This window comes from Acidimicrobiales bacterium (assembly GCA_041394265.1).
In the GTDB taxonomy this organism is placed as follows: domain Bacteria; phylum Actinomycetota; class Acidimicrobiia; order Acidimicrobiales; family SZUA-35; genus JBBQUN01.
The window spans coordinates 4,155,841-4,180,779 of record JAWKIO010000005.1 but is presented as its reverse complement, the minus strand read 5'-3'; the positions used below and the strand labels follow the sequence as shown (position 1 = coordinate 4,180,779).

Below are 24,939 nucleotides of genomic sequence, written 5' to 3'. Positions count from 1 at the left end.
GTAGCGAGATCTCGGGTGTGTGGCCCGTGCGGCGGCCGGGCCACACACCCGAACCTATGTTGCGAATGAAAGTATTTACAAGTATTTGACCGTATTTTGAAGATATTGAGCTACGTTGTCGGAGCCGGACTCACCGTGGGTGCGCCTTCCCCAGCGACACGGACACAAAGCGAGCAATCAATGACCACCGACGAACACACTGCCGCCTGCACCGCCCTGGGAAGGTTCATCAGCAGCGGTCTCCACACGATCGATGAGTAGGACCTGGCGACCCACCTTCTCCGTTGGATGAACCCCGATCCGCAAGAGTCCAACCGCCGGTCCAGACTCGCAAGGGCTGCATCAGCGATCGAGTACGCCGAGGTCTTCTCACAGGTCGACAAGAGTCCCAATGACCTGATCGCCGAACTACGCACCCGGTCTGAGTTGGCAGGGCGGCAGGAACTCGAAAGTACAATCGCTGCGACATCGATACGTGAGCTGACGCCCGAGCTGCGATCGATCATCGAGCGTCGGGAGACCCAGGATCTCGAGGGGCCTGCATACGTCGTCGAGCTACTCAGCGCTCTCGACTCCTGAGCCGCACCAGACTGCGAGCTCGTTGTCGATCAGTGCATGGCGGCGACCCAGGCGCCGAGCATGACCATGGTGGTGAGCTGGCCGAGCAGGAGTTGTCGGCCCAACGTGACGATCTCGCCCCGCACGGCCGTGATCTCGAGCTTCAATTCGCTTCGTAGCTCGACGCCCAGGGCAGCGACGTCGTCCTTCGTAGCGAGCCGGTCGTAGTCGATTGGTGGCATGGCTTCCATCGCGATCTCGGCGAAACGCCTGTTGGAGAAGACGCGCTCGAGTTCCTGCCGCAGGTCGAGACGGTCTTTTTCGGTGGCGGCCATTTTGGGTGCTTCCTTCGGATGCTGCAAGGAGTTCGACGGGAGCACCAGCTCCGATGACGCCAGTCTGCCCGCCCGGTATGACACGGGCGAGCAGATCGGCGTTCGACCCCGAGGCGCTTCAGCCGTCGAGGACGGCGGTCGCCTTCACCTCGACCCGGGCACCGGGCTGGGCCAATCCGGTGCAGCCGATGGCGGTCCATGCCGGATAGGGCTCGCCGATCGCGGCGTCTTTGGCTTTCATGAAGGCGCCCATGAGTGACATGTCGGTGTGATACGAGGTGAGCTCGACCACATCGGCGATCGACCCTCCGGCAGCGACGAGCGTGGCGTCCATCAAGGAGAACACCGCTGCGAACTCCTCGGCCGGATCGTCGGGTATCGGCGCCCCGGCAGGGGCGCCGACGATGCCCGACAGGTAGACGGTGTTGCCCACCTTCATGGCCGGAGCGAAGTGGAACCGCTCGTAGTAGGCCTCTTGGCCGGCGGGAATGATCGGCGTGCGGTCGCTCATCTGCGAGATGTCAGCACCTTTGCCGTGGGGCCGCAAGCGACCTCGAACGAGCGAGCTATCGGCCGGGACGAAGCAGCATCAACGTGTCGTACTCGAGTTCACTGCGTCGTCGACCGGACGCCGCCATCACGATCGAGCGATGTCGACCCTCGAGATGGGCGCGAGCCTGGCCCGTCAACGACACGCCCCACCGCACGGTGGCGAGCAGCCGCCACCAGTCGAATCTCGTCTGGTCCCACTGGCCGCCGCCACGTTCGTACGCCGAGCGCAGCACGTCGATGCCGGCGAGGCCGCCGACGCGGTGCTGGTTCTCACTGAAGCGCCACATGCGAAGACATGGCCACACCAGGTCTTCCATCGCATCGCCGAGGTGGCACGTCTCCCAGTCGAGCACTGCGGCCAGGCCGTCGTCGTCGACGATGATGTTGCCCACTCGGATGTCGCGGTGGACGATCACAATGGACGCCGGCTCGTCGGGCGCGCTGTCCTCGAGCCGGCGCAGGGCCATCGAGAACGTCGGCGACGGTTCGACCATGGTGTCGATCGCCTCTCGCAACAGACCGAGCGCGGTCATGACCGGGTCGGCGTTCTCGGGCCGGGGCAGCAGCTCGGGAGCGAGGTCGATGTCGATCGAGTGGAGCCGTGCCATCGCCGTGCCCAGCTGATCGACGATCGTCTCACCCAGTCCGAGCGAGTCGACCTTGCGCATGATCTGCCGTGGGATCGAGACACCGTCGACGGCGGTGCTGATGAAGAACGGGCCCCCGACTGCCGAGGGGTCGGTGCAGACGTGGTGGATCTTCGGCGTGCGCACGCCTGCCTGCTCGGCCAGGGTCCGCACGCCCGCCTCGACCGCCACGCCGATGATCTCGATCTCCTCGGTCTGGTTCATGGTGAACGACAGACGTTCGGTCCCGCCGGGACGCACGGCGTCGAAGAGGGCGTTGACTCGACGGGCGCCGGCCGATACCGGCGCAAAGCCCTCGACGGTCACCGGCGCTCCTTCGACCTCGCTCAACCATCGCTCGAGGCGGTGCTCGATCGGCTCGTCCATCAGTCCTCGCTCCAGTCGGCATACCCCGGCTTGGCGATCTCGAGATCGGCGATCACGCCTTCGAGGAGCCCGTTCCAGATCAGCTCCTGTGTGGCCGGATCGTCCAGGGTCCTGCTTCGTAGCACCTGGCTCAGCGTGGCCCGGGCCGAGGCCAGATCGACGGGGACGTCGTCGACCGACATCGCCCGCAACATCTCCCGGACCGTGACGAGCTCGGCTTCGTTGGACCCCACGCCGATACGAAGTTCCCGCTCGACGATGCTGACCAGGCTCGCCGCCACCCGGGCATGGTGTTGTGTCGCTCCGGTGAGCGCCGGCACCACGTCGTTGCGCAGCGTCTCGGCCACCACCGACAACAGATCGGCGGCACTCGGTTCGTTCTGCATCGGCGGACAGTACCCGACGCCTGCTCGCGTCGGCCAAGCCTGAGCCGGTCGTCTCCATGAGCTGCGCATCACCCCCGAGTTCCGAGCCGGCCCCGGCGATGGCGAACGTCAGTTCAGGGCGGCGACCCAGGCGCCGAGCATGACCATGGTGGTGAGCTGACCGAGCAGGAGTTGCCGACCCAACGTGACGATCTCACCCCGCACGGCCACGATCTCCGTCTTCATGTCGCCTCGCAGCTCAGCCATCTCGCCTCGCAACACCGCCATCTCGCCTCGTAGCTCGACGCCCAGGGCAGCGACGTCGTCCTTCGTGGCGAGCCGGTCGTAGTCGATTGGTGGCATGGCTTCCATTGCGATCTCGGCGAAACGCTTGTTGGAGAAGACGCGCTCGAGTTCCTGCCGCAGGTCGAGACGGTCTTTTTCGGTGGCTTTCATTTTGGGTGCTTCCTTCGGATGCTGCAAGGAGTTCGACGGGAGCACCAGCTCCGATGACGCGAGTCTGCCCGCCCGGTGTGACACGGGCGGGCAGATCGGCGTTGGATCAGCGATCGAGCCGGTCAGCCTCGGGCGGCGAGGATCGCCTTCACCACGTCGATGGCGGCGGTGTTGTTCACGTCGAACAGGACCGTCTGCCAGGGCGACTCGCCCTCGGTCCGCACGGTCACGCCCGCTGCCTCCATGCCCGCGTGGAGCGCCTCGGCTTCGGCGTCCCGCTGGGCGATCTGCTCGGCGGTGAACTCGCTGCCGGGTTCGGGTGCGATCATGATCGTGTCGTCCTCGACCTCGACTATCGGCGCCTCCTCGGCCGGCGCTTCGTCGGTGCTGACCACGACCTCATCCGGGTCCACGGGCTCGGCCTCGACGGCTTCGACCGACCCTCCTTCGCTCGGCGCAGTGCTCTCGCCCGACTCCACACCCTCACGGGCCTGGCCTTCGACGCCCGCGGTCGCTTCCGGCATCGGGGTGTCGTCGACCATCATCGTCTCACAGCCCAGGCCCGGCTCGACCGGGTAGAGCTCTTCGAACACGGCGTTGACCTTCTCGTTCAACGCCTCATCGTCGTAGTCCCACTCGATCCACTCCCAGCCGAGCTCGTCGCTCTGACGGGTGTAGGCGACGCCGGCAGCGTCGAAGGCAGCAGCGAGCTTGTCGTTCTCGGCCGTCATCTGCGCCAGTTCCTCGGCAGACGGGGGCTGCGGCGGGTAGAGCTCGGCGTAGGCGGCGTCGACTGCTTCCTGCGCCGCGGGGTTGTCCCAGTCCCACTCGAGCGACTCCCAACCGTTGTCGTCGGTCGTCCGGGTGTAGCTGACCTGGGCGGCGTCGAGCGCCTTGGCGATCACGTCGTTCTGGTGGCGGACCTCGTCGAGGTCGGCCTGGCTCGGCGGCTCGACCGGGTACCTGGTGTCCCAGTAGCTGTTCATGACCGACGAGGCGACCATGTCGTTGTAGTCGAACTCGACGTAGCGGAAGCCGGAGTCGTCGGTGGTCACCGTGTAGGCCACGCCGTAGCTGTCGAACAGCGCCACGATGGCGTCGGTGTCGGCATTGGCGGATGCCAGTTCTTCCTCGGTCGGGACGTACGGCTCACCGCCGAAGCCGCAGTCGATCGCGATCGCCGCATCGGCCGCGACCTTGGAGTCGGACGACGCCATGGCTGCCATCGTCTCCGCTCCCCCGACACCTGGAAGGTGCAGCGCCTGCTCGGCCCGGGCGGCGGCCCCGGCCTCGGCCGAGATGACGCTCGACCTCGGCGAGTCGTTCGTGATCCACCATGCGCCCACGCCGCCACCGGCGACGACGGCAACGGCCGCCGCTGCTCCCATCACCTTGATTCGTGACTTCTGCATGACCCTGTCTCCTGCGATGTGGTTGTCCGGTCGTTCCGGAGTCTCGGCGAGTTGCCGTTCGAGAGCTGAGACGGTGGACACTCGAATCGAGTTCCCCACCGTCGCAACAAATAGTTCGAACGACCTATCGGCCGATCCACTCAGGTCTTGCGTTGTTCGTGCCTGGCGACCGAAAACGGCACCGTGCCACCACCGATGTCATGGACAGGCGGTGTTCCGACTGCGATTCCGACTCGGGCGCCGAGATCTGCGGCTGGCCGGCGTCGATTCGCTCAGCCAGCCGCAGCGGACCACGGCTCCGATCAGCTGCTCGGCTGATACGGGAAGCGGGCTTCGAACTCGTGCCCTGCCGCCACCCAGCGAACGACCAGATGTCGATCGAGGCCGGCATCCATCGTGGCGAGCCAGTAGTTGAACCCGACCGGGTCGGGCGTGCGACCGAGCACGTTCGTGTAGACGATCTCGAGGAAGCGCCGGTTGGTGAGGCCACCACCGTACGTCTGCTGGAACTCGGTCGAGTTGGCGAAGCCCCAGGCGACGTCGTCGTAGTTGATGCCAGAACGTGATTCGACCAACCAGTACTTGGCCCCGGCCAGGTCGGGATCACGATCGAAGAACGCCCGGTACAGCCGCATGGTGTCGGCGTCCCGGTCGGGCACGTAGTCCCTCGACTCGATCACCTCCGCCAACGACGTCGCATCGTTCAGCGGCAGATCGCGTCGCACGGGCGCTGCCGTCGTCGTGGTCGTCGCCGGACGGGTGGTCGTCGTCGTGGTCGGCTGGGTCGTCGTGGTCGTCGTGGGCTGCGTCGTCGTCGTGGTGGGCTGGGTCGTGGTGGTGGTTGGCTGCGTGGTGGTGGTCGTCGTGGCTGCCGGGCAGGTGATCTCGAGCGTCACGGTGCCCGTATCGGTGTCGACCGCATCGCTCACCCGGTACTCGAAGGTCTCTGAGCCGCAAGACGAGCCGTCGGGGGTGTAGGTGAAGCCTCCGTCGGATCCGACCACGACGGTGCCGTGGGCTGGGCCGGTGACGAGCTCGGCGGTCAGTGCGTCGCCGTCGACGTCGCTGTCGTTCGAAAGGACGCCGGGGGCCGGTGTGACGAACGGATCGTTCACCGAGGCGACCGAGTAGGAATCGTCGACCGCAAGGGGCCGATCGTTGATACTTGCCACGCTCACGGTGACGATGGCTGAGTCGCAGGCCGAGGCGCTGGTACACACCTGATAGGTGAAGGCGTCGACACCGTGCCAGTGCTCGTTCGGCGTGTAGCGAACGGTGCCGCCGGCCAACACGTCGAGCGTGCCGTGGTCAGCCGAGGTGACGATGGTGACCACGGGATCGGCCAGGTCGACGTCGTTCGCAAGCACATCGACCACGACAGCGACGTCTTCATCGGTCGAGGCGGCATCGGCGTTGGCGACGACACCGGCACCGGGTGTCACCTCCGGTGTGGAGCCGTCGAGTGTCAGGACCACGTTGTCGATGGTCGTCCCGTCGCCGATCTCGAACACCGTCGGGGTGTCGCCACCGTGGACGAACGTGACGTCGCTGGCGTAGACGTAGACCTCGGCGGTGTAGGCCCCCGCGGGTACGAGCACCGACCACAGGCCATCGCCGCCCGGGAAGTACTGATACGTCTCGCCGGTGTCGACGTTGCGAACGGTGACCGCGCCGCCCTCGCTCGGTGCGCCATCACCATCGAGGACCACGCCGGAGATCGTGCCGGTGGCGCCGTGGGCGACCTCGATGTCGATGTCGACGAGATCGGTCCGAGCCACGTCGACCGCGATCGCCGCCGAGCGGTCGACGGTGTCGCCGTAACAGGTGGCGGCGACGCCGACCTGCTCGCCGGTGACGATGTGGTAGCTGCCCGGATCGACCGACAGCTGATAGGTGCCGTCGGCCCCGGTGTAGGCCCAGTCGACGACGTTGTCACCGTCGACGGGGACGGTGGTGATGGCCAGGTTGGCGACGGGATCACCGTTGACGTCGGTGACTGTCCCCGACACCTCCGTCTCCGGTCCCACGCTCGCGTCGATGTTCGTGATCGAGCCGCCGGCCGGCACGACGACCGCCAGCGCGCCAGCCCGGTCGAGGGCGTCGTCGTACCACTCGGCGCCAACAGCGTCGCCGTCGAAGCGGATGTCGTAGGACGCCGAACCGAGTCCGGAGAGTGTGTAGTTGCCGCCGCTGTCGGTCATTGCGACGGCCACGGCGAGACCGCTGTCGTGTCGGACTGCGGTGACCTCTGCGTTCACCATGCTGGCACCGAGTTCGTTGGTCACGCGACCCGAGATGGTCCCGTTGGGCACCAGCTCGATGTCGAGCCCGCTCGTGGCGCCGCTGACCACGACCGCTGCGCCGTCGTCGAGGTACGACTCACCCCACGTCGGGCTGGGCCGATCATCGATCACACGGATGACGTAGGAACCGGTCGGCACGCCGTAGATGGCGTAGGTGCCGACCGAGCTGGTCGATGCCGTGTCGATGATCGCACCGTCGCCATCGAGCAGCTGCACGGTGAGATCCGGGGCGACCTCGCCGTTCGGACCGGACACACGACCGCTGAGGGTGTAGCCGTGCGCCAGTTGGACGTCGAGGGTCGTGACGGACTCTCCCGCGGGGACCGTGACGATCTGGGTCGACGGGGCGAACCTGGCGCTGGGATCGGCGAAACCGAGTGCGAAGTCGCCGGGCGAGGCCCACAGGTACTCATAGTGTCCCTGGGCGTCGGTCTCGACGTTCGACCAGGACCCGCCCACGCGGATGCCGGCGATTGGATGACCGTCGGGACCGCTCACGGTGCCAACGATCGACGGCAGCTTGGTCAGTGCGAAGTCGACACCCTCGGCGCCGACGCTCCCCTCGACCACCGCGTCGCTGACCGCCGACCCGTAGCCGACGCTGCCGCCATTGGCGCGAACGATCGTGTTGCCGCCCAGGCCGAGCTCGACCGAGTAGGTCCCATCGGGGCCGGTGACTCCCTGTCGTGTCCAGTAGCCGAGCTCGTGACTGGCGGTGATGTTGACACCGGCGATCGGCTGCCCCTGGCTATCGACGACGGTGCCGGTGACGGCAACGGTCGCCGCCGGCTCGGGCAACACGAGGTCGACCCCGGTCGCCGGTTGTCCGAGCGCGGTGGCAACGTTCGAGACAGTCGCCACACCGACGGAGCCGTCGGACTGGTTCGATACCTCGTACGTCCCGTCGGCAAGGCCACCGATGACATAGGTACCGTCGGCACCGGACGGATGCGAGCGAGCGCCCGAGACGCCCCCTGCGGTGACCGTGACACCGGCGACCGGTGAGCCACCATCGTCGAAGACTTGTCCGGTGATGACAGCGCCGACGGCGACGGTGACGACGCCGAGATCGGTCGCCAGCCCGTCGGTCACTGTCAGGCCGTCGGTGACGTCGAGCGGAAGGTAGGCGGTCGGGAGCGGGGCCACACTGCCGATGTGCAGGCGCGGATAGGTGCGGAGCTGCAGTGCGAGCAGTTCGAACGAGCCATCGGTCGCGCTGTAGGTGTAGTACTCGGGGAAGTACGGCGAGTCGCCGTAGAGGCCGACCATCATGTCGGCCACCGGTTCGCCGTCGTCGCCGATCAACGTGCCGGTCAGTGAACCCATGCGGTCGAGCTGTTGGTCGACGACCCCGGTCGAGCCGGCGGCGAGCGTTCCCGCAGTGACGCCGGCCACCGAGTGGTAGCCGACCGGCTCACCGCCGAAGTCGACGGTGTACGTGGACGGCATCAAGCCGTCGATGCGGTAGCTGCCGTCGGGTCCGCTCACTGCGCCCCAGCTCCCGGCGAACGAGTAGGCACCGGTGGCGACGACGTCGACACCGGCGACGGGTGCGCCGTCTCCGTCAGTTACGACGCCCGTGATGGCGACCGAGGCGCTCAACACGGCGTCGATGCCGACGAGCTGCCGACCGCGCTCGATATGCAGAGCATTGGCCGGGGTGAGATAGCCGTCCCAGTACTGAGTGGTGAAGCCAGGGGCGGTGAACTCGAGGATGTAGTCGCCGTAGGCCAGCCCGGGCAGGGTGTAGCGCCCGTCGGCGCCGGTGGTCGTCGACGACCACCGCAGCGAATTCCAGTTGGGCGCAGCCGCGTCAGCGACCCATATCGACTCGTTCGACGGGCGACCGCCTTGCGATGTCAGACGGGCGCGAACGGTTGCGCCCTCGATCGGGTCGCCATTCGTGTCGACCAGCTGCCCGCTGGCAGACGAACCCGAGCGAAGCTGCCAATTCAGGGTCGTCACCGAACCGGCGGTGACGGCGACGTTGCTCGTCGGATGCGACGGTTCGCCGCCGTGCAAGATCCGCTCGTAGCGAGGATCGACGTATTCGACGTTGTAGCTACCTTGCGCCACGTTGGCGAAGGTGAAGTCGCCGTTGCCGTCGGTCGTGGTGCTGTCGAGCGGTTCGTCGGGTGCGAACGCCCACAGGTAGACGGTGACGCCATCCGCAGGTGCGCCTCCGGGGGCGATGACGGTGCCGTCGATCTCGCCGGTCGATATCGACGCACCGGCCGGGGTCGTAGCGCCGACGGCAAGCACTGTCACCGCAGCGATGACCATTGCCAGGATCGAGTAGGCGAATGCTCGCCCCCGCCCGATCGTCGACCGTCGCGAAGGAGAGGAAATCGATGCCGCTGCCATACCCACGCCAGTCGGCAGCTGCGACTCGTCGCAGATGATCCATTGGGATCAATCGTGGCGGGCGTCAGCCAAGAGCCTGTAGCTCTCGGCGATTGGTCGACGAGGCGACCGCGAGCGACCTGCATCGGCGAGGAGACTCGTCGCGCACTAATCTTGGCCCGTGGCGACGGACTCGTTGGATGACCAGCTGCGGAATGCTGCGTTCCAGTTTCTCGCGACGAGAACTGACGCTGGCCGCATACCGATCAGCTGGAGGGCGTTGACGCAGGAGTGCGTGGTCAACGGCGAGCTGATCACTCTCGCCGGAGCCTCGGGAATCTGGAAGCCAAGGCAGATGGCATTGCCACTTTCAATGACGACGGCGCCAATCAAGGGAAGCCGACCCGCTCCCTATGACGACGAGTTCGACTCCGACGGTCTCCTCACGTACCGCTACCGAGGAACAGATCCGAACCATCGGGACAACGTCGGCCTTCGTCAGACCATGATCCACGGCAAGGGCCTCATCTACCTGCACGGACTCGAGCCAGGCTGGTACCAGGCGACGTGGCCCGTGTTTGTCATCGAGGACCACCCGTCCGAGCTTGCTGTGAAGGTCATGATGGCGGATCCCGGCAACTTCACCTCGACACTCGACCCTGGCACCGTCGATGTCGCCGAGCGGCGCTACTACGAAGTCGTCACTAGGAAGCGACTTCACCAGGCCGAGTTTCGTCAGCGAGTACTTAGGGCATATCGCCGGTCATGCGGTTTCTGCAGTCTGAAGCACACCGAATTGTTGGACGCTGCACATATCAAGCCAGATGGACTCGGTGGCTCGACTGCGACGTCCAACGGACTGGCGCTGTGCAAAATCCATCACGCTGCTTTTGACCAACAGATCGTCGGCATTCGACCCGACCTCGTCCTCCAGGTCCGACAGGACGTGCTCGACGAGGTGGACGGTCCCATGCTACGTCACGGCCTTCAGGCGCTTGACCAACAGAAGTTGCTCGTACCGCATCGTCCGTTGGACCGACCCAATGTCACCGCGCTCGAAGAGCGGTACGAATCGTTTCTCGCTCGCTAGGTGCAGGTACCGGACGATCGAAGTTCCTCCGCTTCATCCCACAGTGCCCGGGCGCCGCACCCGGACTCATCCTCGACCAGATCGTCAGCAGGTCGGTCGAAACTCGCGCCGGACTGAAGTTCTCTCCGATGGCTTGGAAGCCCACGGTGTATCGGAGCTACATCGACACGCTCGCTTCGTGGGCGGCGGCGCTCGGCGTCGAGCCGACCGACGTGGAGGAGTGTCTGTTCCGGGCCGACGCCACCGGCCAGTGGGGTGCGTGACCACGCTGCGGCCGATCTGTCCCCTGACCTCGAGCCGAGCGCGAGCGTCAGCCCACCGACCCGCTCACACCGACTCCTGGCCAGCGGAACCTCTTGCGCCTGAATCCCAGTTCTGTCTCCGACCAGCGCTGCTCGCGCTGCTTCTTCGGCTCTCCAGGAGACTCCTGAGGGTTGGCTGTTGTCGAGCCAGTTGCTGAACCGCACTGCACAAACGACCGTCGGCCATTCGCGAAGGGTTCCGCCGGCGATTCACTCAGCGCAGCGGATCCTCTCTTGCTGATGCGGGTCAGACGACAGCGGTGACCCAGGCCCCGAGCATCACCATCGTCGTCAGCTGTGCTGCGAACAACAGGCGAGTCATGTTGGCCAGGTCCGACTTGATGTCGCCCCGGAGTTCGGCCACCTCGCCCCGGAGACCAGCCACCTCGCCCCGGAATTCGGCGATCTGGCCCCGGAGGCCGGTCATCTCTCCCCGCAGCTCCTGCGACAACGCAGCGAGATCGTCCTTCGTGGCAAGGCGGTCGTAGTCGATAGGCGGCGTGGCTTCCATCGCAATCTCGGCGAAATGTGGATTCGAGAACACACGCTCGAACTCCTGGCGCAGATCGAGACGTTGCTTTTCGGTGATTCCCATTGTGGGCGCTTCCGTGGTGACTGGCAAGGCATGGGGAGCACCGGCTCCAATCGCACCATCATCACCAAGGCCCGGCCGGGCAGTGGGCCGGCTGCGGATACCGACTCTCGATTCGAGCCGGGCGAGCGTCTTCCGTAGGATCGGCGAACCGCAACTCGCCTCGGCCGGACTTCCGCTCGGCGAGCGCGGCTGATCTCACCGCTCGCCACGACGGCAAGGGGCCTTCATGCAATCACCCGACGGACTCGATCTCACGGCCTTCGGTGCGTGGGCAGCGGCCAACGGCATCGAGCTGGTTGGCCCGCTATCGGCGTCACGGGTCGAGGGTGGCCACTCGTGTCTCACCTACCTCGTCGACGACACCGCCGGCACTCGGGTCGTCGTGCGCCGACCTCCGCTCGGTCATGTGCTGCAGTCGGCTCACGACGTGGTCCGTGAGCACCGCATCGTCGCCGCCCTGCAAGACACCGGCATTCCCGTCGCCCCCGTCCTCGGCGTCTGCGACAACACCGACGTCATCGGCGCTCCGTTCTTCGTGATGGCGTTCGTCCCCGGCGGCGTGCTCAACGAAGGAGCCGACGTTCCCCGCATCCTCCCCGGCAACGACGAACGGCGCACGGCGGGCTTCTCGTTGGTCGACGCGCTCGCCGAGCTCCATCGAGTCGACGTCGACGAGGTCGGCCTCGGCGACCTGTCACGCCGAGACGGCTACCTCGACCGTCAACTCCGCCGCTGGGAGCGGCAGTGGAACGCGTCCAAGACCCGCGAGCTCGACACGATGACCGAACTCCACGAATGGCTGGTCGCAAACCAACCCGCTCCGTCGGACGAGGTCCGCATCGTCCACGGCGACTTCCGTCTCGGCAACGCCCTGCTGAACCACGACGGCACGGTGGCGGCCATGCTCGATTGGGAGCTGTGCACCCTCGGCGAGCCGATGGCCGACCTCGCCTACCTCCTCCGGTCGTGGATCGAGCCCGGCGAGCCCATCAGCTCGAGCACCGAACCACCGACTCGTGTCGGCGGCTTCCCCACCCGCCAGGACCTCACTGATCGCTACGCCGAGCGGACCGGACGCAGCATCGAGAGCCTCGACTACTGGATGGCCTTCAACGCCTGGCGCTCGGCGGCGATCGCCGAAGGTGTCCTGCGCCGCTACATGGACGGCAACATGGGCGAGCAAGACCAAGACCTCGACGCGTTCCGACTCGGCGTCGAGATCTCGGCCCAAGCGGGACTCGACGCCGCTCGAGGCTGACCGGAGGCCGTCGTCGGCGACCTCAACCACAACCTGGGCGGGCGGCACTACTACGGGACCAACAAGGGCCGGGCGCAGCTTCGGGACGCCATCGCTTCGGCCGAGATGTCGTGCCTCACCGAGACCGTATCCCCTCCGACCATCTCGATGACCCGCCGATCGATCACGTGTGCGCCGCTCCCCCGGCGGGCCGGTCGGTGGTATCGAGCGCCGAGGGCTGGCGCAAGACGCAGCCGACGGACTCGTGCTGAGCGATCACTCGGGCGTCGCCGCGACCATCACACTCTCGTAGCTGAGCGTCGCCTGGGGGCTGCCCACGGGAGTCGAGGTCTGCGCGCTGACTACGGACGTTGACCTTCATGCTCGCTTGCTTCTCTCTATAGTCCATCTACTTCATAACAAATAGCTGTGTCAGTGTTGTTTACAGTACACATGTTCGATATCCTTGACCCATGATCCTTGGCGGGACCAACAACACGGCGGACGGATCCGGCGACCTCTCCGGGCTCTCACGCGCCGAACTCCATGAACGGATGCTGGCCGCCGAAACCGCCGCTCGGCAGGCCAAGGCCGACTACTACGAGCTCTGCGCCGAAGCGAAACGCCGCAAAGGCCCGTCGATCCATCAGCACCGCAACGAAGCGTTGTGGCTCGCCGACTCGTTGCGCATGGCGAAGGGTGCTGCCGGAGCGGTGTTGAACCGTGGCTCACTGCTGTTCAGCACCCATCCCGAACTCGGTGCAGCGTTCCGCGACGGACGCATCGGGGAACACCACCTCGATTTGTTCTGGCGGATCTGGAACAAGCCATGCCTACGGCCGTTCCTCGCCCGCGACCTCGACGGGCTGATCAGATTCGCCAGCTACCCGTGGTACGAGTGCCGGGCACTGTTCGCCACATGGGAAGAGCTGGTCGACCCGATCGACCCCAACGACCACGCCGCCAAGGCCTACGCGGATCGGTCGATGGTCACCACCGACCCCGTCCAACAACAAGTCCTGTTGGAGGTCCTCACCACGACTGCGGTGTACGCCACCGTCGAACCCGCACTCAAGGTCCTGGTCGACGAACTGTTCGAAGCCGACTGGGCCGACGCACGAGCACGCGTCGGTGACGACGCCACCATGGACGACCTCCTCCGCACCGACACCCAACGGCGACACGACGCCCTCTTCCGACTCATCCGCAACGGCATCGGTGCCGACCCATCCACTACCAACGTGTGCGCCGACATCGTCGCCGACCACCAGACCTTGGCCGACGAAGCCGAACAACGCGACGCCGCAGCCAGAGGCGAAGAGCCTGTGCGTCGGCCCCTCACGTCCGAAGAAGTGATGGAACGGGTCACGACCCGCCGCTGCCACACCACCCACGGACGCTCGATCGCACCGGCCGATGCGCTCGATTTCGCCATCGCCGGACGCGTGCAACTGTTCGTGATGAACACCGCCACCCGCGACTTCACACGATCCGAGAAACAACGACTCTTCGGCCGGGACCAACGCATCGGGGCCCTCATCCGAGACCGACACTGCCAATCACCAGGCTGCGACACCTCAGCCGTGCACTGCCAAGCCGACCACACCATCCGACACACCGACGGCGGCCCCACCGTGCCCACCAACCTCACCACCGTCTGCGCCCCATGCCATCGACACAAAACCCGGCTCGAAAACCTCGGACTCTGGCCCCCGAGTACCTGACGCAACTGAATCACCCGGCACCCCGCCCCAGGCGGGGCCATTGCCGCGCCCGGAGGTCAGATCGAGGGCCATCCCGGCCTGTCGGCTTCGGGTGGACGGCGAATGCTGAGCGCGGAACTCGTAGCGCCGAAGGTCGACACAGGCCACTCGCATGCCCTGTGCAAGCGACAGCAGCCAGGGTCAGCGGAGATCGATCGCCTCGGATCCTCTGTGGTTGCTCTCGACTGCAGCCTGCGTCCCGCTGTCGCCCGCAGCGCTGTCGATCACGCCGGCCCGCTCGAGCAGGCTCGACACGGGCGCCAGGGGGACGCGGGCGGCCGGCTTGGTCCTGGCGATCGAGTACAAGCTGTCACTTCGGGCGGTGGCGGCCATGGCGTCACTCCGGTTCAGACGAGATCGTGCGGGCTACGACCTCTACTCAAGCCGATGCCGTCGCCCCCCCGCACCCGAATCCTGTGAACCGGAGAACACGAAGCGCTGACGCGTTTCTGACGTGCGACCTCAGGCCGGCGAATCAGACAGCGTCGGGGCGATAGAGCTTGGCGTAGTAGTCGTTGAGCATGCGCTTGACGGCGAACTGCTCACACGTGGTCTCGATGCTGCGCCGCATCATCTGTTCCCAGGTGGCGGGGTCGTCGTAGTAGGTGGGCAGCACCTTGCCGAGCATGACCTCATAGAGCGAGGCGAGGTCGTTGGCATCGAGCTCGGCGTCGTCGTCGGACTCGAAGCCGTTGCCGATCTGCCAACCGTTCTCGCCGTCGATGCAGGCTTCGGGCCACCAGCCGTCGAGGATCGAACAGTTGAGGACGCCGTTCATCGAGGCTTTCATGCCGCTCGTGCCCGAGGCCTCCTGGGGTCGACGGGGGTTGTTGAGCCAGACGTCGGATCCACGGGTGAGCATGCGGCCGATGTTCATGTCGTAGTTCTCGAGGAACACCACGGCCTGTGGGTATTCCTTCATCATCGACACGATGTTGGCAACGATGCCCTTGCCGGTGTCGTCGAGGGGGTGGGCCTTGCCGGAGAAGACGATCTGGAGTCGACCGTCGGCGAGGTAGGGCTCGATCCGCTCCCGCTCGGTGAAGATGAGGTCGCTGCGCTTGTAGGGCACGGCACGCCGGCTGAAGCCGACGAGGATCCGGTCCTCGCGCAGCACGGCGCCGGTTCGCTCCTCGATGAACTCGAGCAGTTCCCGTTTGATCTCGTTGTGGACTGGGAGCAGCGGCTCGCCGGCTTCGTAGGCGGCCGTAATTCGATCGTCGACCCAGGTCGGCTTGTGGATGCAGTTGGTGATACCGACGATCTCGCTGCGCCCCGACACGTGATGCCACATCGAGTTGGCCGTCTCGGCGTGGAGCATGGCGACGGCGTTGGACTTGCGTGACACCCGCAGCGCCGCCACGGTCATATTGAACGGGTCGCCACCGATGCGGGTCATCTGCTCCTGGGTTTGGCCAAGGAACGCGCCCATGAACTCCATGGTGCGCAGGTCGTGACTCTCGTTGCCCTGGACGACCGGCGTGTGCGTGGTGAACACAACGTCGTCGCGGGTGCGACGCCACGCCTCTTCGAACGACAGGCCGGACGACTTGTGTTCCTCGATCAGCTCGAGGGCGGCGAGCACGGCGTGGCCCTCGTTGAAGTGGTAGACGTCAATGTCGATACCGAGCTCCCGCAGGGCCCGGACACCGCCGACACCGAGCACGATCTCCTGCGCCAGCCGCTCCTCCTTGAACCAGCCGTAGAGCTGACCGCAGATCCAACGGTCGTCGGAGTGGTTCTCGGGCAGGTCGGTGTCGAGCAGGTACAGCGGCGAGTTGCCGGCGGCCTCGGTCTTCCAGACCTTCACCTTGACGTCGCGCTGACGGATGGTGACGTTGACCGTCACGCCCGTGTCGTCGAGGTCGTACTCACGGTTGGTGTAGCTGTCGTAGGGCTTGCCGTCGTCGCCGACGTACTGGTCGGTGTAGCCCTGCTTCCACTTGAGACCGAGACCGATGATCGGCAGGCCCTCGTCGTGGGCGCCCTTCAGGTAGTCACCGGCGAGGATGCCGAGCCCACCGGCGTACCACTTGAGGTCGTTCTCGAGTGCGTATTCCATGCAGAAGTAGGCGACGCGAAGCTCTTCAGTGCTCATGGCCGGAACTGTATTGCCGGCGGTCATCGATCGGCGGCCACGACTCGTGACGCTTCGCGTTCGGCGTGTTCGTTGAGGTCGAGGCCTCGGGAGCCGGCGAGTTTCTGGGCGAGGTGTTCGGCGACGGTGACGTCGTCGTACTCGCTCGACCCGTCGGCGAACCGGCACGGATCGAGAGTGGAGACGATGGCGTCGGCGTTGCCGTCGTGGAAGAAGGCGGCGGAGCGGCGGCCGATGAGCTCACCGGCGGCATTGCGGGGAGGGACGACTCGGTGCAGTGTCGAGCGCCAACGATCGTTGGTCCAGCGGGCGAGCAGGTCGCCGAGGTTGATCAGCAGCTCACCCTCCTCCGGCTGGACCGGACACCAGCTGCGCCCCTCGGGCAGGATCTCGAGCCCGGCGACCGGGTCGGCCCACAGCACGGTGACGATCCCATAGTCGGAGTGCGCCCCCATGCCGAGTTGGCCCTCGACCAGCTCGATGCCGTCGGGGATCTGGTAGTTGTTCATCCGCAGCACGTCGATCGAGTGATCGGTGAACGAGTCGAAGAACGCATCGTCGAGCCCGAGCGCCAGGGCGAAGACCGAGGTCATCGTGCGGGCCACGGAGCGAGCAGCCTCGAACCATTCCTCGACGCCGGGACGGAAGCCGTCGACGTCGGGCCACAGATTGGTGGCGTAGATGACGGGATCGAGATCGAGTCCGGGATGGTCGTCGATCGAGGCGCCGACGTTGAACGCTTCGAAGAGGTCTTCGGGCGACGCCAGCCCGAGGCTGTAGCTGAGTCGTTCCGAACGAGGAGGCGAGTAGCCCCGGTTGATCTCGGGCCGAGCGACCATGTGCAGTTTGGCCTCGATGGGTTGGGAGAAGAAGTCGTCCATCGCCGAGGTCAGGCTGTCGATGGTCGATGCGGGAATCCCGTGGCCGACAAGGCGCATGAAGCCGAGCCCCCGAGCCGCGACGTCGACCTCGTCGGCAATCCGCTGTCGAGCGATCGGGTCGCCCGTGAACCAGTCGGAGAGGTCGATCAGCGGCACATCGATGGCGTGAGTCACGGCGTCAGACACTATGGAGAGCCTATGACACGCCGGTTCCGGCGGCATGACGACACCATTTCCGGGACTTCTACCCAAGCTCGAGTTCGCAGGCCGCTCCGTCGTGATCGGAGAGTCGAGCGCCGGTCACGTCGTTGGCCCATCCCCACACCCTGCGCGCAGTGAGATCTCGCGAGATGGCAATGTGATCGATCCCCGGTCCTCGCCCTCCTTCGATGTGGCCAGAAGTCACCACGTCGAGCGGTGCGAAGGCTCGGGTGAGCGCAGCGGCTGCGTCCTTGCGGCCATACGAGACTCTTGGAACCTGCTGGTTGAAGTCGCCGGCGATCACGGTCGGCCCGTCGAACCCGCCGATCAGCTCCTCGAGTCGCCCGAGGAAGTGGATGTGCAGCTCCCACGGCTTGCGCTTCTCGCCGGTCGGATAGCTCACCTCGGCCATGTGCCACGGGATGCAGACGCCGATCACCCGCAGCGGGCCGAGTGGCGTTTGGGTGGTTCCGGAGATGAACCTCGTCCCGTCCAGTCCCTCGATGCCGACGCGGTCGATCTCGGTCCATTCGTTCTTCGACCAGACCAGGACTTTGCGCTCGTCCTCACCGAAGTGCGTTCCCTTCGGCGGCTCGCACCAGAGCAGGTGGCCCTCACGGGGAGGCATCGAGGTCCTCGCTTCGGTCAGCACCATGACATCGGCGCCGAGTCCGAAGACGTAGTCGAGCGCTTCCGCGCCTCGTGGTGTCGATGGCTTCTTCCGCTCGAGGTTCCAGGTGACCAGCCGGGTCGTCATGGTTGAACCGTAGAAGACGCGGATCGGACTCAGCCGATCGCACCGGTCACGAAGCCGTCCAGCTGCTGCACCACCAGGTCGAGCACCAGCTCGAGCCCGGGACCGACCATGAGGTCCGATCGTGTGACCTCGGAGCCCCAGCGGGTTGGAGGCGCGGTCGTCCTGTCCCCGTAGACGACGCACACCTCGGTCAGCGGCGGCACCAGTAGGGCGCGCGTCGTGGGCGCAGCGACAGTCGAGACGATCTCCGCGACTCGCGAGTTCCAGACGATGCCGGCGAGCGATCTGCCGCCGGGCTTGAGCGAGCGAATTCGGTACGCCCACTCCTGCGTGCAGCGATAGTGCTCACTGCTTGAAGACACCAGGCTCCGACGGTCGATGCCGAGGCGCTCGAGTTCCTGGTCACGCAAGTCGGCGACGAGTAGCCGTTCGGGAAGTTCGACGGATCGCAGTGTTCGCCCCACGAGATCCCGTCCCGCGACGACTTCTCGATTGGCGGCTGTGAAGCCGTGCAGCACAGTTTCGAGGAGGGCGCCGATCGGATTGCGAGCGAGATAGAGGTGCGGTAGTGGCTCGCCGTTGCCCCCGCTGCGAAGGGGCGAGAAGCGCCCGTTCCCCTTGCCCGAGCTGTTGAAGATGTCGTCGTGCTCGACCGACCCGACGTTGTGCCAAATCTCGCCGGCGTCGATGGAGAGCGTACGGACCGATCGAAGCGCGCCAGGGTCGCCGACCGGGCACCGCGCTTGGTCACGACACTGCGCCGCCGTCAACGGTCGTTCGCTGCTTCAGCCTGGTCCACGGCTGCCGCGAGCACGCGCTCGGGGTTCACCGCCATGACGACGGCGGGAACCTGGTCACTGAGCCACGAGCAGGGACTCATGATCCACGACCATTGCTGCCAGTCATCGAGTCCCGTCGCAGCGAGCACCTCGAGGACCGGCTGCCACTCCGGAACTGGGTCGAGAGCCTCGTCGAGGAGCACCGCGGGCACCAGAACCTCGCCCCCATTGTTGATCGAGAGCAGGCGATGCCGCTCGACGGCACGCCGTAGCCAAGCGTGAACAGCGGCGGCAGAGGTGCCACGGCCGCGTGCAAGCTCAGCGACGGTGAACGCGCCCGTTGCGACGAGCGCGACGCGCGACTCACGGATCCGAATGGCGTTGAGCACGCGGGCTTCGATCATCGGAGAGGCCGGTCGACTCACTGCCTCATCGATCATGGACTCGGCGTACACCGGAACCGCCATCTCCAACCTCCGTAGAAACCGTAGAAGTTCCCTACAACTTTATCGGCTTCTACCGCTGCCGTCATGACCCGTCGTTCCGAGGAGTGCACGGTCGGGCTTCCTCGGACTGGGCGTATCCGCCCGTGGCCTGGCCATTCGGCCCATTTGTAGGGTGTGACGATGGTCAGTCTCGACGAAGCCATTTCGATGATCACGGCAATGCCGGAGGTATCCGAGGGCAGCCGGTATCGCATGCGGACCTGGTTCGTCGACCAGAAGGCGTTTGCGTGGGAGCGGCCGTTCACGAAGGCCGACATCGGCCGGTTCGGTGACAAGCCGATCCCGAGCGGGCCGATTCTGGCCCTGATCACGGAGGACCTGTCGGAGAAGGCGGCCATCCTCGCCGCCGGCAACGACGGCTTCTTCACGATCGCCCACTTCGACAACTTCCCGGCGGTGCTGGTGCAGCTGGCCGCAGCCGACCCGGCCGAGCTGCGGATGGCGATCACCGACGCCTGGCTGGCGTGTGCGCCCGAGCAAGTGGCCCGAACGCACCTCGCCAACGAGCGCTGACGCTCGCCACCCGCTCGCCCTGACGAGGGTGTGACGCACGACCCAAACGTTTTGCCTCTCGAACTATTCCTTCGGCACCGATATTCGATACGGTCCGGTTTCGTATCGAAATCACCCCCGTCAGAAGGCCGAGACATGGCAACAACGAACCCCACAACGAGACCGCTCGATGACGACGTCGATCCGGCCGTGCACGAACGGCGCTGGCTGATCCTCGCCGTGCTGTGCATGAGCCTGCTCATCATCGTGATGGACAACACGATCCTGAACGTGGCGATCCCGTCGCTCTACACCCAGCTCGGCGCGACGAACTCCGAGATCCAGTGGATCATCGACTCGTACGTCCTGGTCTTCGCCGGCCTCCTGCTCACCACGGGCAGCCTGTCGGATCGTTTCGGCCGCAAGGGCGCCCTGCAGCTCGGCATCGTGCTGTTCGGCATGGGTTCGGCGGCGGCAGCGATGTCGGAGACGGCGACGCAACTGATCGCCACCCGAGCGTTCATGGGCATCGGCGGTGCGCTGATCATGCCAGCCACGCTGTCGATCCTCACCAACGTCTTCCGTGACCCGAAGGAGCGGGGTAGAGCGATTGCGGTGTGGGCCGGCTTCTCCGGCCTCGGCGTTGCGATCGGCCCGATGACCGGCGGCTTCCTCCTCCGTCACTTCTCGTGGCATTCGGTGTTCTGGGTCAACCTGCCGATCGGTCTGGCGGCGCTCGTTCTCGGCGCCTTCCTCATCCCCACCTCGAAGGACCCGGAGCAGTCGACGCTGGACCCGATCGGCGCCCTGCTCTCGATCGTCGGTCTGGCCAGCCTGCTGTTCGGCATCATCGAGGGTCCGTCAAAGGGCTGGACCAGCAACGAGGTGATCGCCGGGTTCGCTGTCGGCCTCACTGCCCTCGTCGGCTTCATCACCTGGGAGCGCCACACCGACCACCCGATGCTCGACACGAGCGTCTTCAAGAACGCCCGGTTCTCCGCCGGCAGCGCCACCATCACCATGGTCTTCTTCGCCCTGTTCGGGTCGCTGTTCCTGATGACTCAGTACTGGCAGCTGATCCACGGCTACTCGCCGCTCGAGGCCGGCATCCGGCTGTTGCCGCAAGCCATGACGATGATGATCGTCGCTCCCACCTCGGCCCGCATCGTCGAGAAGCTCGGCACGAAGCGAGTCGTCCTCATCGGCCTCGGGCTGATCATGGTGGGCCTGAGCCTGCTGTCGACGGTCGCCCCCGACTCGCCCTACCCGGTGGTCATCTCGTTCCTGATCGTCATGTCGTGCGGTATGGGCATGACCATGGCCCCCGCCACCGAGGCCGTCATGGGCTCACTCCCCCGTGAGAAGGCCGGGGTCGGCTCGGCGATCAACGACACGACTCGCCAGGTCGGCGGCGCCCTCGGCGTTGCCATCATCGGATCAGCCGTGTCGAGCGTCTACACCAGCCGCATCATCGATCTGGGCAGCCGGTTCGGACTCGACGCCCAGACCGATGCCACGGCCCAGCTGTCGCTCGACGCCGCCCAGAAGGTGGGCGCCGGGCTGGGCACCAGCAGCGCCGACTTCATTGCCGGCGCCAACCAGGCGTTCGTCGACGCCATGTCGGCCGGGCTGCGGATCTCGGTCGTGGTCGTCGGTCTCGCCGCCATCGTCGCCTGGAAGTTCCTGCCGTCGCACTCGACGAGCCCGGCAGCCTCACCCGAGGAACGACTGGTGGCGCCGCCGGCGTTCGAGGATTTGGACCTCCTACGCCAGCCGGTCGCCGGGAACTAGCATCCACACCGTGGCTGCGAGCACGACATCACCCCGGCGAGGGCGGCCCCGCTCGGCCGAAGCCGACACGGCCATCCTCGCCGCGACGCTCGAACTGGCGGGCGAGGTCGGCATCGGCGGCATGTCGATGGACGAGCTGGCGTGCCGAGCGGGGGTGTCGAAGGCGACGATCTATCGGCGGTGGGCCAACAAGGAAGCCCTCGTGCTCGATGCGCTCGCCACGGCGATGAGCCCGTTCGACGACGTCGACACCGGCAACCTCCGCGACGACCTCGTCATCTACGTCACGGAACTGGCCCGCCGGAAGAAGGGCGGGAAGATGGCGAACATCCTCCCCCACCTCATCGAAGCCAGCAGCCACGACCCGGCGCTGGCCGACTCACTCGACGCCTACGTGCAACACCGCCGCCGCCCCCTCCGCCAGATCTTCGAGCGGGCGGTGGAACGGGGCGAACTGGCGGCCGATGCCGACATCGAGGTCTTGATCGATGTCACCATCGGCCCGTTCGTCTATCGGCATCTGCTCACTCGTGAGCCCCTCGATGCCGACTTCGTTCGTCGCCTCCTCGCGGTGATCGTGCCTTCCCCTCCGGCTTGAGGCACGATCGACGTCGACTACTTGCGAGTGATCGAGAACGCCGGGATGACCCGGGGCGCCGCCGACTCGATGTATTCGCCGAACTGCGGCATGAGCTCGGCCTGGCGCCGCAGCCGGGCCTGACCTTCCTCCTCGGGCAGTTCGACAACATCGGCCGTGAACGACTCGGTGCCGTACTCGACCGTGATCTCGGGGGTCGCCTTGAGGTTGTGGTACCAGTCGGGGTTGTCGGGGGCGCCGGCCTTGGAGGCGAAGACGGTCAAGCCATCCTCGTTGTCGAGCGCCACCAGCGGGATCTCCCGCAGCTGGCCCGACTTGGCCCCGATCGTGTGGAGGATCACCAGCGGCGCATCGCCGAACTGGGCGACCTTGCCACCGTTCTCTCTGAACTCTGCAATGACTCGAGCGTTCCAATCGTTCATGTTTGAAACATAGCGACTGGCACCGCCCGAGCACCCCTCAGCCGACGAAGGCCGTCTCGTCGTACTCCTTCGGCCGGACCGTCAGCTCGGCGCACAGCGCCTCGACACCGGGGGCGTGGCTGACCGCACCGATGACGGCTCGCTTCTCTCGGCCGGACTCGACCGAGCCGGTCAGCGTGACGTGGCTACCTTCGACCACGAGGTCGATGTGGTTGGCCGCATGCTTGGCGTGGCGCATGAGCGCCGTTTCGAGTGCCGCTCGGACCGTCGCCGGGTCGAGCGGCAACTCGGCCACCGCAATCTCATTGGTGACACCGCGAACACCAAGAAGATGCGAGACCAGGCGTTCGGCTTCGAGCCGCTGCCTGGCCGTCGGCACCGTGCCCCGAAGGGTGACCCAACCGTCGAGGACCTGATGGGTCAGGTCCTGCTCGGGCACCAGGGCGTCCCAGGTCAGCACCTGGTCGACGGCGACTCGCAGCTCGGCATCGGGACGGCTCGAAGCAGCCGGCAGCTTCACGTCGATCTCGCTCACGATGTCGTGAACGCCCTCGACGGACTCGACCGTGTCGAGCACCACGAGCTTCTGGGCCACGCTCGGCACCGTGCCGACGATGGTGACCACATCATGGTCAACCGTGACGGCCAGCTGGCTGCTGTCGATCAGCGCATGCCAATCGAGTTCGGCCACGATCGACGCCTGCAATCTGGCGTCTCGGCGGGCCTGTTCCTGCTCACGCACGTTCATGGCGAACCTCCCGGTGGTGCTGCCTGCAGGCAGCGTCGCGCCCCACCATCACGGCGGTGCCAGATCGGGATCAATCCTCGATCAACCGCCGGCCCGGCCGCGATTGAGTGGATGTTGATGGTCCGGACAGCTGCCGGTCATCCCTCGGGCCGACGCTCGCGGGAAAGGAGCCTGCCATGACCACGCACCTGTCCCCCTTCCCCCGCCGGGCGCTCGCTCCGCTGCTCGCCCTGGCGCTGTTCTTCTTGGGACTCACCGGCTGCGGCGGCAGCAGTAGCGACGGCGGCGAGACTGGTGCGGTGTTCACCGACACCGACTCCGGGAGCGAGATCACTCTCGACACTGGCGACCGGTTCACCCTGCAGCTCGCCTCCAATCCGACCACTGGGTACTCATGGGCGATCGACGACACCACACTGCCGAACGGCCTGACCCTGGTGTCGTCGACCTACCGAGCCGACGACACGAGCGGCAACGTCGTCGGTTCGGGCGGCGTCGAGGAGTTCGTGTTCGAGGCGATGGCCTCCGGCTCGGGCATGTTGCGGCTCAGCTACGTCCGCCCGTTCGACGACCCGGTGGTGCCCGAGCGAGTGGTCGAGTACATCGTGCGCATCGACGGCACCCCGTGGCCGCCCGCCACGACCTCGACGCCCGGCACGACAACGGCAACGGCGCCGCCCACGACCACGACCACCACGAGCACGACGACCACGGAAGCGTCGACAACGACCACTGATCTGTCGGCCTACGAATCGGCGGTCTGGCCATGGGCAGGCGCCACCGACGGACCGGGAGCGCAGCGGTTCACCGATCCGACCTCTGCCGCCACCAGCTTTGCCGTCGACTTCGTCGGCTTCACCGATCCGGTGGTCGGCGAATTCATGCAGGGTGACAGCCGCTCGGGTGAGATCGAGGTGCGGAACCGGGTCGATGGCCCGGCCACGACCGTGTTCGTCCGCCAGCTCGGCGCCGATGACACCTGGTGGGTGCTGGGTGCGGCGAGCGGCAACATCGTCATCGATCAGCCGGGCGCGCTCGACGCACTCACCGGCGAGATGACGGTGGTCGGCCGGGCCCGGACCTTCGAGGGCAACGTCGAGGTGCTGCTGCGGGCGGATGGACTCGTGGAGCCGATCGTCTCCGGCAACGTGACCGGGCGGGGCGACGGCGAGTTCGGCGACTTCACCGAGACCTTCGCCGTGCCGACGGTCGACGCCCGCGGCGGCGCTGCCGTCTTCCTCGCTCGTAGCGCCGAGGACGGCAGCGTCTGGGAGGCCGGCGTCATCCGGGTCCTGTTCGCCGAGTAGCCCAGACGCGGCAAGGGCGCCAGGTGGTTGGAGGA

Annotated in this window: 25 protein-coding genes; 9 read left to right on the top strand and 16 right to left on the bottom strand. The window is 66.2% G+C overall.

All coding sequences use genetic code 11. The features are described 5' to 3' along the window. Nucleotides 1–288 precede the first annotated feature (288 nt). On the top strand, nt 289–579 hold the full coding sequence (locus tag R2733_20160) for a hypothetical protein (protein MEZ5378826.1): 291 nt from the start codon (nt 289–291) through the stop codon (nt 577–579). 29 nt (nt 580–608) lie between these two features. Here R2733_20160 and R2733_20155 read toward each other — a convergent pair whose 3' ends face one another. From R2733_20155 to R2733_20125, 7 genes are all read right to left on the bottom strand, one after another. Then, entirely contained in the window at nt 609–893 is a 285-nt protein-coding gene (locus tag R2733_20155) for a hypothetical protein (GenBank protein MEZ5378825.1), read from the bottom strand. Between the two features lie 118 nt (nt 894–1,011). Next, complete coding sequence (locus R2733_20150) at nt 1,012–1,404, bottom strand: Rid family hydrolase (GenBank protein ID MEZ5378824.1); 393 nt, start codon at nt 1,402–1,404, stop codon at nt 1,012–1,014. A gap of 55 nt (nt 1,405–1,459) precedes the next feature. Beyond that, nucleotides 1,460–2,458, bottom strand: coding sequence for a phosphotransferase family protein (locus R2733_20145; protein ID MEZ5378823.1), 999 nt, complete (start codon nt 2,456–2,458; stop codon nt 1,460–1,462). Beyond that, a complete protein-coding gene (locus R2733_20140) occupies nt 2,458–2,844 on the bottom strand; it encodes a DUF6285 domain-containing protein (protein MEZ5378822.1) in 387 nt (128 codons plus the stop codon). The genes R2733_20145 and R2733_20140 overlap by 1 nt, the downstream gene beginning before the upstream one ends. A 108-nt stretch (nt 2,845–2,952) precedes the next feature. Then, nucleotides 2,953–3,279 carry a hypothetical protein gene (locus tag R2733_20135; protein ID MEZ5378821.1) on the bottom strand — a complete coding sequence of 109 codons (327 nt, stop codon included), beginning with the start codon at nt 3,277–3,279 and terminating at the stop codon, nt 2,953–2,955. A 122-nt stretch (nt 3,280–3,401) separates the two neighbouring features. Next, nucleotides 3,402–4,691, bottom strand: coding sequence for a hypothetical protein (locus R2733_20130; GenBank protein MEZ5378820.1), 1,290 nt, complete (start codon nt 4,689–4,691; stop codon nt 3,402–3,404). A 302-nt stretch (nt 4,692–4,993) separates the two neighbouring features. Further along, a complete protein-coding gene (locus tag R2733_20125) occupies nt 4,994–9,277 on the bottom strand; it encodes a carboxypeptidase regulatory-like domain-containing protein (GenBank protein MEZ5378819.1) in 4,284 nt (1,427 codons plus the stop codon). Nucleotides 9,278–9,710: 433 nt separating this feature from the next. Between R2733_20125 and R2733_20120 the strand changes: the two genes are divergently transcribed. Both R2733_20120 and R2733_20115 read left to right on the top strand, forming a co-directional pair. Next, a complete protein-coding gene (locus R2733_20120; protein ID MEZ5378818.1) occupies nt 9,711–10,427 on the top strand; it encodes an HNH endonuclease in 717 nt (238 codons plus the stop codon). A 128-nt stretch (nt 10,428–10,555) separates the two neighbouring features. Further along, nucleotides 10,556–10,690, top strand: coding sequence for a hypothetical protein (locus R2733_20115; protein MEZ5378817.1), 135 nt, complete (start codon nt 10,556–10,558; stop codon nt 10,688–10,690). Between the two features lie 286 nt (nt 10,691–10,976). On the opposite strand, the gene R2733_20110 is transcribed toward R2733_20115, so the two are convergent. Next, nucleotides 10,977–11,324 carry a hypothetical protein gene (locus R2733_20110; protein ID MEZ5378816.1) on the bottom strand — a complete coding sequence of 116 codons (348 nt, stop codon included), beginning with the start codon at nt 11,322–11,324 and terminating at the stop codon, nt 10,977–10,979. 226 nt (nt 11,325–11,550) lie between these two features. Here R2733_20110 and R2733_20105 point away from each other — a divergent pair, with 226 nt between their 5' ends. Together R2733_20105 and R2733_20100 are read left to right on the top strand one after the other, a co-directional pair. After that, nucleotides 11,551–12,582: a phosphotransferase family protein gene (locus R2733_20105; GenBank protein MEZ5378815.1), complete on the top strand. Its 1,032-nt coding sequence runs from the start codon at nt 11,551–11,553 to the stop codon at nt 12,580–12,582. A 452-nt stretch (nt 12,583–13,034) separates the two neighbouring features. Next, nucleotides 13,035–14,285: a DUF222 domain-containing protein gene (locus R2733_20100; protein ID MEZ5378814.1), complete on the top strand. Its 1,251-nt coding sequence runs from the start codon at nt 13,035–13,037 to the stop codon at nt 14,283–14,285. Between the two features lie 180 nt (nt 14,286–14,465). Here the strand turns inward: R2733_20100 and R2733_20095 are convergent, their stop codons facing one another. The 6 genes from R2733_20095 to R2733_20070 all read right to left on the bottom strand — a co-directional run bounded on the left by R2733_20095 (nt 14,466) and on the right by R2733_20070 (nt 19,507). After that, a complete protein-coding gene (locus R2733_20095; GenBank protein ID MEZ5378813.1) occupies nt 14,466–14,657 on the bottom strand; it encodes a hypothetical protein in 192 nt (63 codons plus the stop codon). Nucleotides 14,658–14,799: 142 nt separating this feature from the next. Further along, nucleotides 14,800–16,422, bottom strand: coding sequence for an alpha-glucan family phosphorylase (glgP, locus tag R2733_20090; protein ID MEZ5378812.1), 1,623 nt, complete (start codon nt 16,420–16,422; stop codon nt 14,800–14,802). A gap of 23 nt (nt 16,423–16,445) precedes the next feature. Further along, nucleotides 16,446–17,477, bottom strand: coding sequence for a 2-oxoglutarate and iron-dependent oxygenase domain-containing protein (locus R2733_20085; GenBank protein MEZ5378811.1), 1,032 nt, complete (start codon nt 17,475–17,477; stop codon nt 16,446–16,448). Nucleotides 17,478–17,547: 70 nt separating this feature from the next. Beyond that, entirely contained in the window at nt 17,548–18,261 is a 714-nt protein-coding gene (locus tag R2733_20080) for an endonuclease/exonuclease/phosphatase family protein (GenBank protein MEZ5378810.1), read from the bottom strand. 29 nt (nt 18,262–18,290) lie between these two features. Beyond that, the gene (locus tag R2733_20075; GenBank protein MEZ5378809.1) at nt 18,291–19,031 is read right to left on the bottom strand and encodes an RES family NAD+ phosphorylase; all 741 of its coding nucleotides are present in this window, start codon (nt 19,029–19,031) and stop codon (nt 18,291–18,293) included. Continuing rightward, nucleotides 19,028–19,507, bottom strand: coding sequence for a hypothetical protein (locus tag R2733_20070; protein MEZ5378808.1), 480 nt, complete (start codon nt 19,505–19,507; stop codon nt 19,028–19,030). Before R2733_20070 ends, R2733_20075 begins: the two co-directional genes overlap by 4 nt. 159 nt (nt 19,508–19,666) lie before the next feature. On the opposite strand from R2733_20070, the gene R2733_20065 reads away from it, so the two are divergent. The 3 genes from R2733_20065 (at nt 19,667) to R2733_20055 (ending at nt 22,427) form a co-directional block, all read left to right on the top strand. Beyond that, nucleotides 19,667–20,059 carry a hypothetical protein gene (locus R2733_20065; protein MEZ5378807.1) on the top strand — a complete coding sequence of 131 codons (393 nt, stop codon included), beginning with the start codon at nt 19,667–19,669 and terminating at the stop codon, nt 20,057–20,059. A 135-nt stretch (nt 20,060–20,194) separates the two neighbouring features. Beyond that, nucleotides 20,195–21,829: a DHA2 family efflux MFS transporter permease subunit gene (locus R2733_20060; protein MEZ5378806.1), complete on the top strand. Its 1,635-nt coding sequence runs from the start codon at nt 20,195–20,197 to the stop codon at nt 21,827–21,829. A 10-nt stretch (nt 21,830–21,839) separates the two neighbouring features. Beyond that, nucleotides 21,840–22,427, top strand: a complete 588-nt coding sequence (locus tag R2733_20055; GenBank protein ID MEZ5378805.1) for a TetR/AcrR family transcriptional regulator — start codon at nt 21,840–21,842, stop codon at nt 22,425–22,427. A 17-nt stretch (nt 22,428–22,444) separates the two neighbouring features. Here R2733_20055 and R2733_20050 read toward each other — a convergent pair whose 3' ends face one another. Next, nucleotides 22,445–22,849, bottom strand: coding sequence for a nitroreductase family deazaflavin-dependent oxidoreductase (locus R2733_20050; protein ID MEZ5378804.1), 405 nt, complete (start codon nt 22,847–22,849; stop codon nt 22,445–22,447). Nucleotides 22,850–22,886: 37 nt separating this feature from the next. Further along, nucleotides 22,887–23,597, bottom strand: a complete 711-nt coding sequence (locus R2733_20045) for a BON domain-containing protein (GenBank protein ID MEZ5378803.1) — start codon at nt 23,595–23,597, stop codon at nt 22,887–22,889. A gap of 176 nt (nt 23,598–23,773) precedes the next feature. Between R2733_20045 and R2733_20040 the strand changes: the two genes are divergently transcribed. After that, nucleotides 23,774–24,904: a protease inhibitor I42 family protein gene (locus tag R2733_20040; protein MEZ5378802.1), complete on the top strand. Its 1,131-nt coding sequence runs from the start codon at nt 23,774–23,776 to the stop codon at nt 24,902–24,904. Nucleotides 24,905–24,939: the final 35 nt, after the last annotated feature.

Bases quoted from the DNA above. Each gene is read 5' to 3' on its own strand.
- R2733_20160 (MEZ5378826.1), top strand. From the start codon at position 289: ATGAACCCCGATCCGCAAGAGTCCAACCGCCGGTCCAGACTCGCAAGG.
- R2733_20155 (MEZ5378825.1), bottom strand. From the start codon at position 893: ATGGCCGCCACCGAAAAAGACCGTCTCGACCTGCGGCAGGAACTCGAG.
- R2733_20150 (MEZ5378824.1), bottom strand. From the start codon at position 1,404: ATGAGCGACCGCACGCCGATCATTCCCGCCGGCCAAGAGGCCTACTAC.
- R2733_20145 (MEZ5378823.1), bottom strand. From the start codon at position 2,458: ATGGACGAGCCGATCGAGCACCGCCTCGAGCGATGGTTGAGCGAGGTC.
- R2733_20140 (MEZ5378822.1), bottom strand. From the start codon at position 2,844: ATGCAGAACGAACCGAGTGCCGCCGATCTGTTGTCGGTGGTGGCCGAG.
- R2733_20135 (MEZ5378821.1), bottom strand. From the start codon at position 3,279: ATGAAAGCCACCGAAAAAGACCGTCTCGACCTGCGGCAGGAACTCGAG.
- R2733_20130 (MEZ5378820.1), bottom strand. From the start codon at position 4,691: ATGCAGAAGTCACGAATCAAGGTGATGGGAGCAGCGGCGGCCGTTGCC.
- R2733_20125 (MEZ5378819.1), bottom strand. From the start codon at position 9,277: ATGGTCATCGCTGCGGTGACAGTGCTTGCCGTCGGCGCTACGACCCCG.
- R2733_20120 (MEZ5378818.1), top strand. From the start codon at position 9,711: ATGACGACGGCGCCAATCAAGGGAAGCCGACCCGCTCCCTATGACGAC.
- R2733_20115 (MEZ5378817.1), top strand. From the start codon at position 10,556: ATGGCTTGGAAGCCCACGGTGTATCGGAGCTACATCGACACGCTCGCT.
- R2733_20110 (MEZ5378816.1), bottom strand. From the start codon at position 11,324: ATGGGAATCACCGAAAAGCAACGTCTCGATCTGCGCCAGGAGTTCGAG.
- R2733_20105 (MEZ5378815.1), top strand. From the start codon at position 11,551: ATGCAATCACCCGACGGACTCGATCTCACGGCCTTCGGTGCGTGGGCA.
- R2733_20100 (MEZ5378814.1), top strand. From the start codon at position 13,035: ATGATCCTTGGCGGGACCAACAACACGGCGGACGGATCCGGCGACCTC.
- R2733_20095 (MEZ5378813.1), bottom strand. From the start codon at position 14,657: ATGGCCGCCACCGCCCGAAGTGACAGCTTGTACTCGATCGCCAGGACC.
- glgP (MEZ5378812.1), bottom strand. From the start codon at position 16,422: ATGAGCACTGAAGAGCTTCGCGTCGCCTACTTCTGCATGGAATACGCA.
- R2733_20080 (MEZ5378810.1), bottom strand. From the start codon at position 18,261: ATGACGACCCGGCTGGTCACCTGGAACCTCGAGCGGAAGAAGCCATCG.
- R2733_20070 (MEZ5378808.1), bottom strand. From the start codon at position 19,507: ATGGCGGTTCCGGTGTACGCCGAGTCCATGATCGATGAGGCAGTGAGT.
- R2733_20065 (MEZ5378807.1), top strand. From the start codon at position 19,667: ATGGTCAGTCTCGACGAAGCCATTTCGATGATCACGGCAATGCCGGAG.
- R2733_20060 (MEZ5378806.1), top strand. From the start codon at position 20,195: ATGGCAACAACGAACCCCACAACGAGACCGCTCGATGACGACGTCGAT.
- R2733_20050 (MEZ5378804.1), bottom strand. From the start codon at position 22,849: ATGAACGATTGGAACGCTCGAGTCATTGCAGAGTTCAGAGAGAACGGT.
- R2733_20045 (MEZ5378803.1), bottom strand. From the start codon at position 23,597: ATGAACGTGCGTGAGCAGGAACAGGCCCGCCGAGACGCCAGATTGCAG.
- R2733_20040 (MEZ5378802.1), top strand. From the start codon at position 23,774: ATGACCACGCACCTGTCCCCCTTCCCCCGCCGGGCGCTCGCTCCGCTG.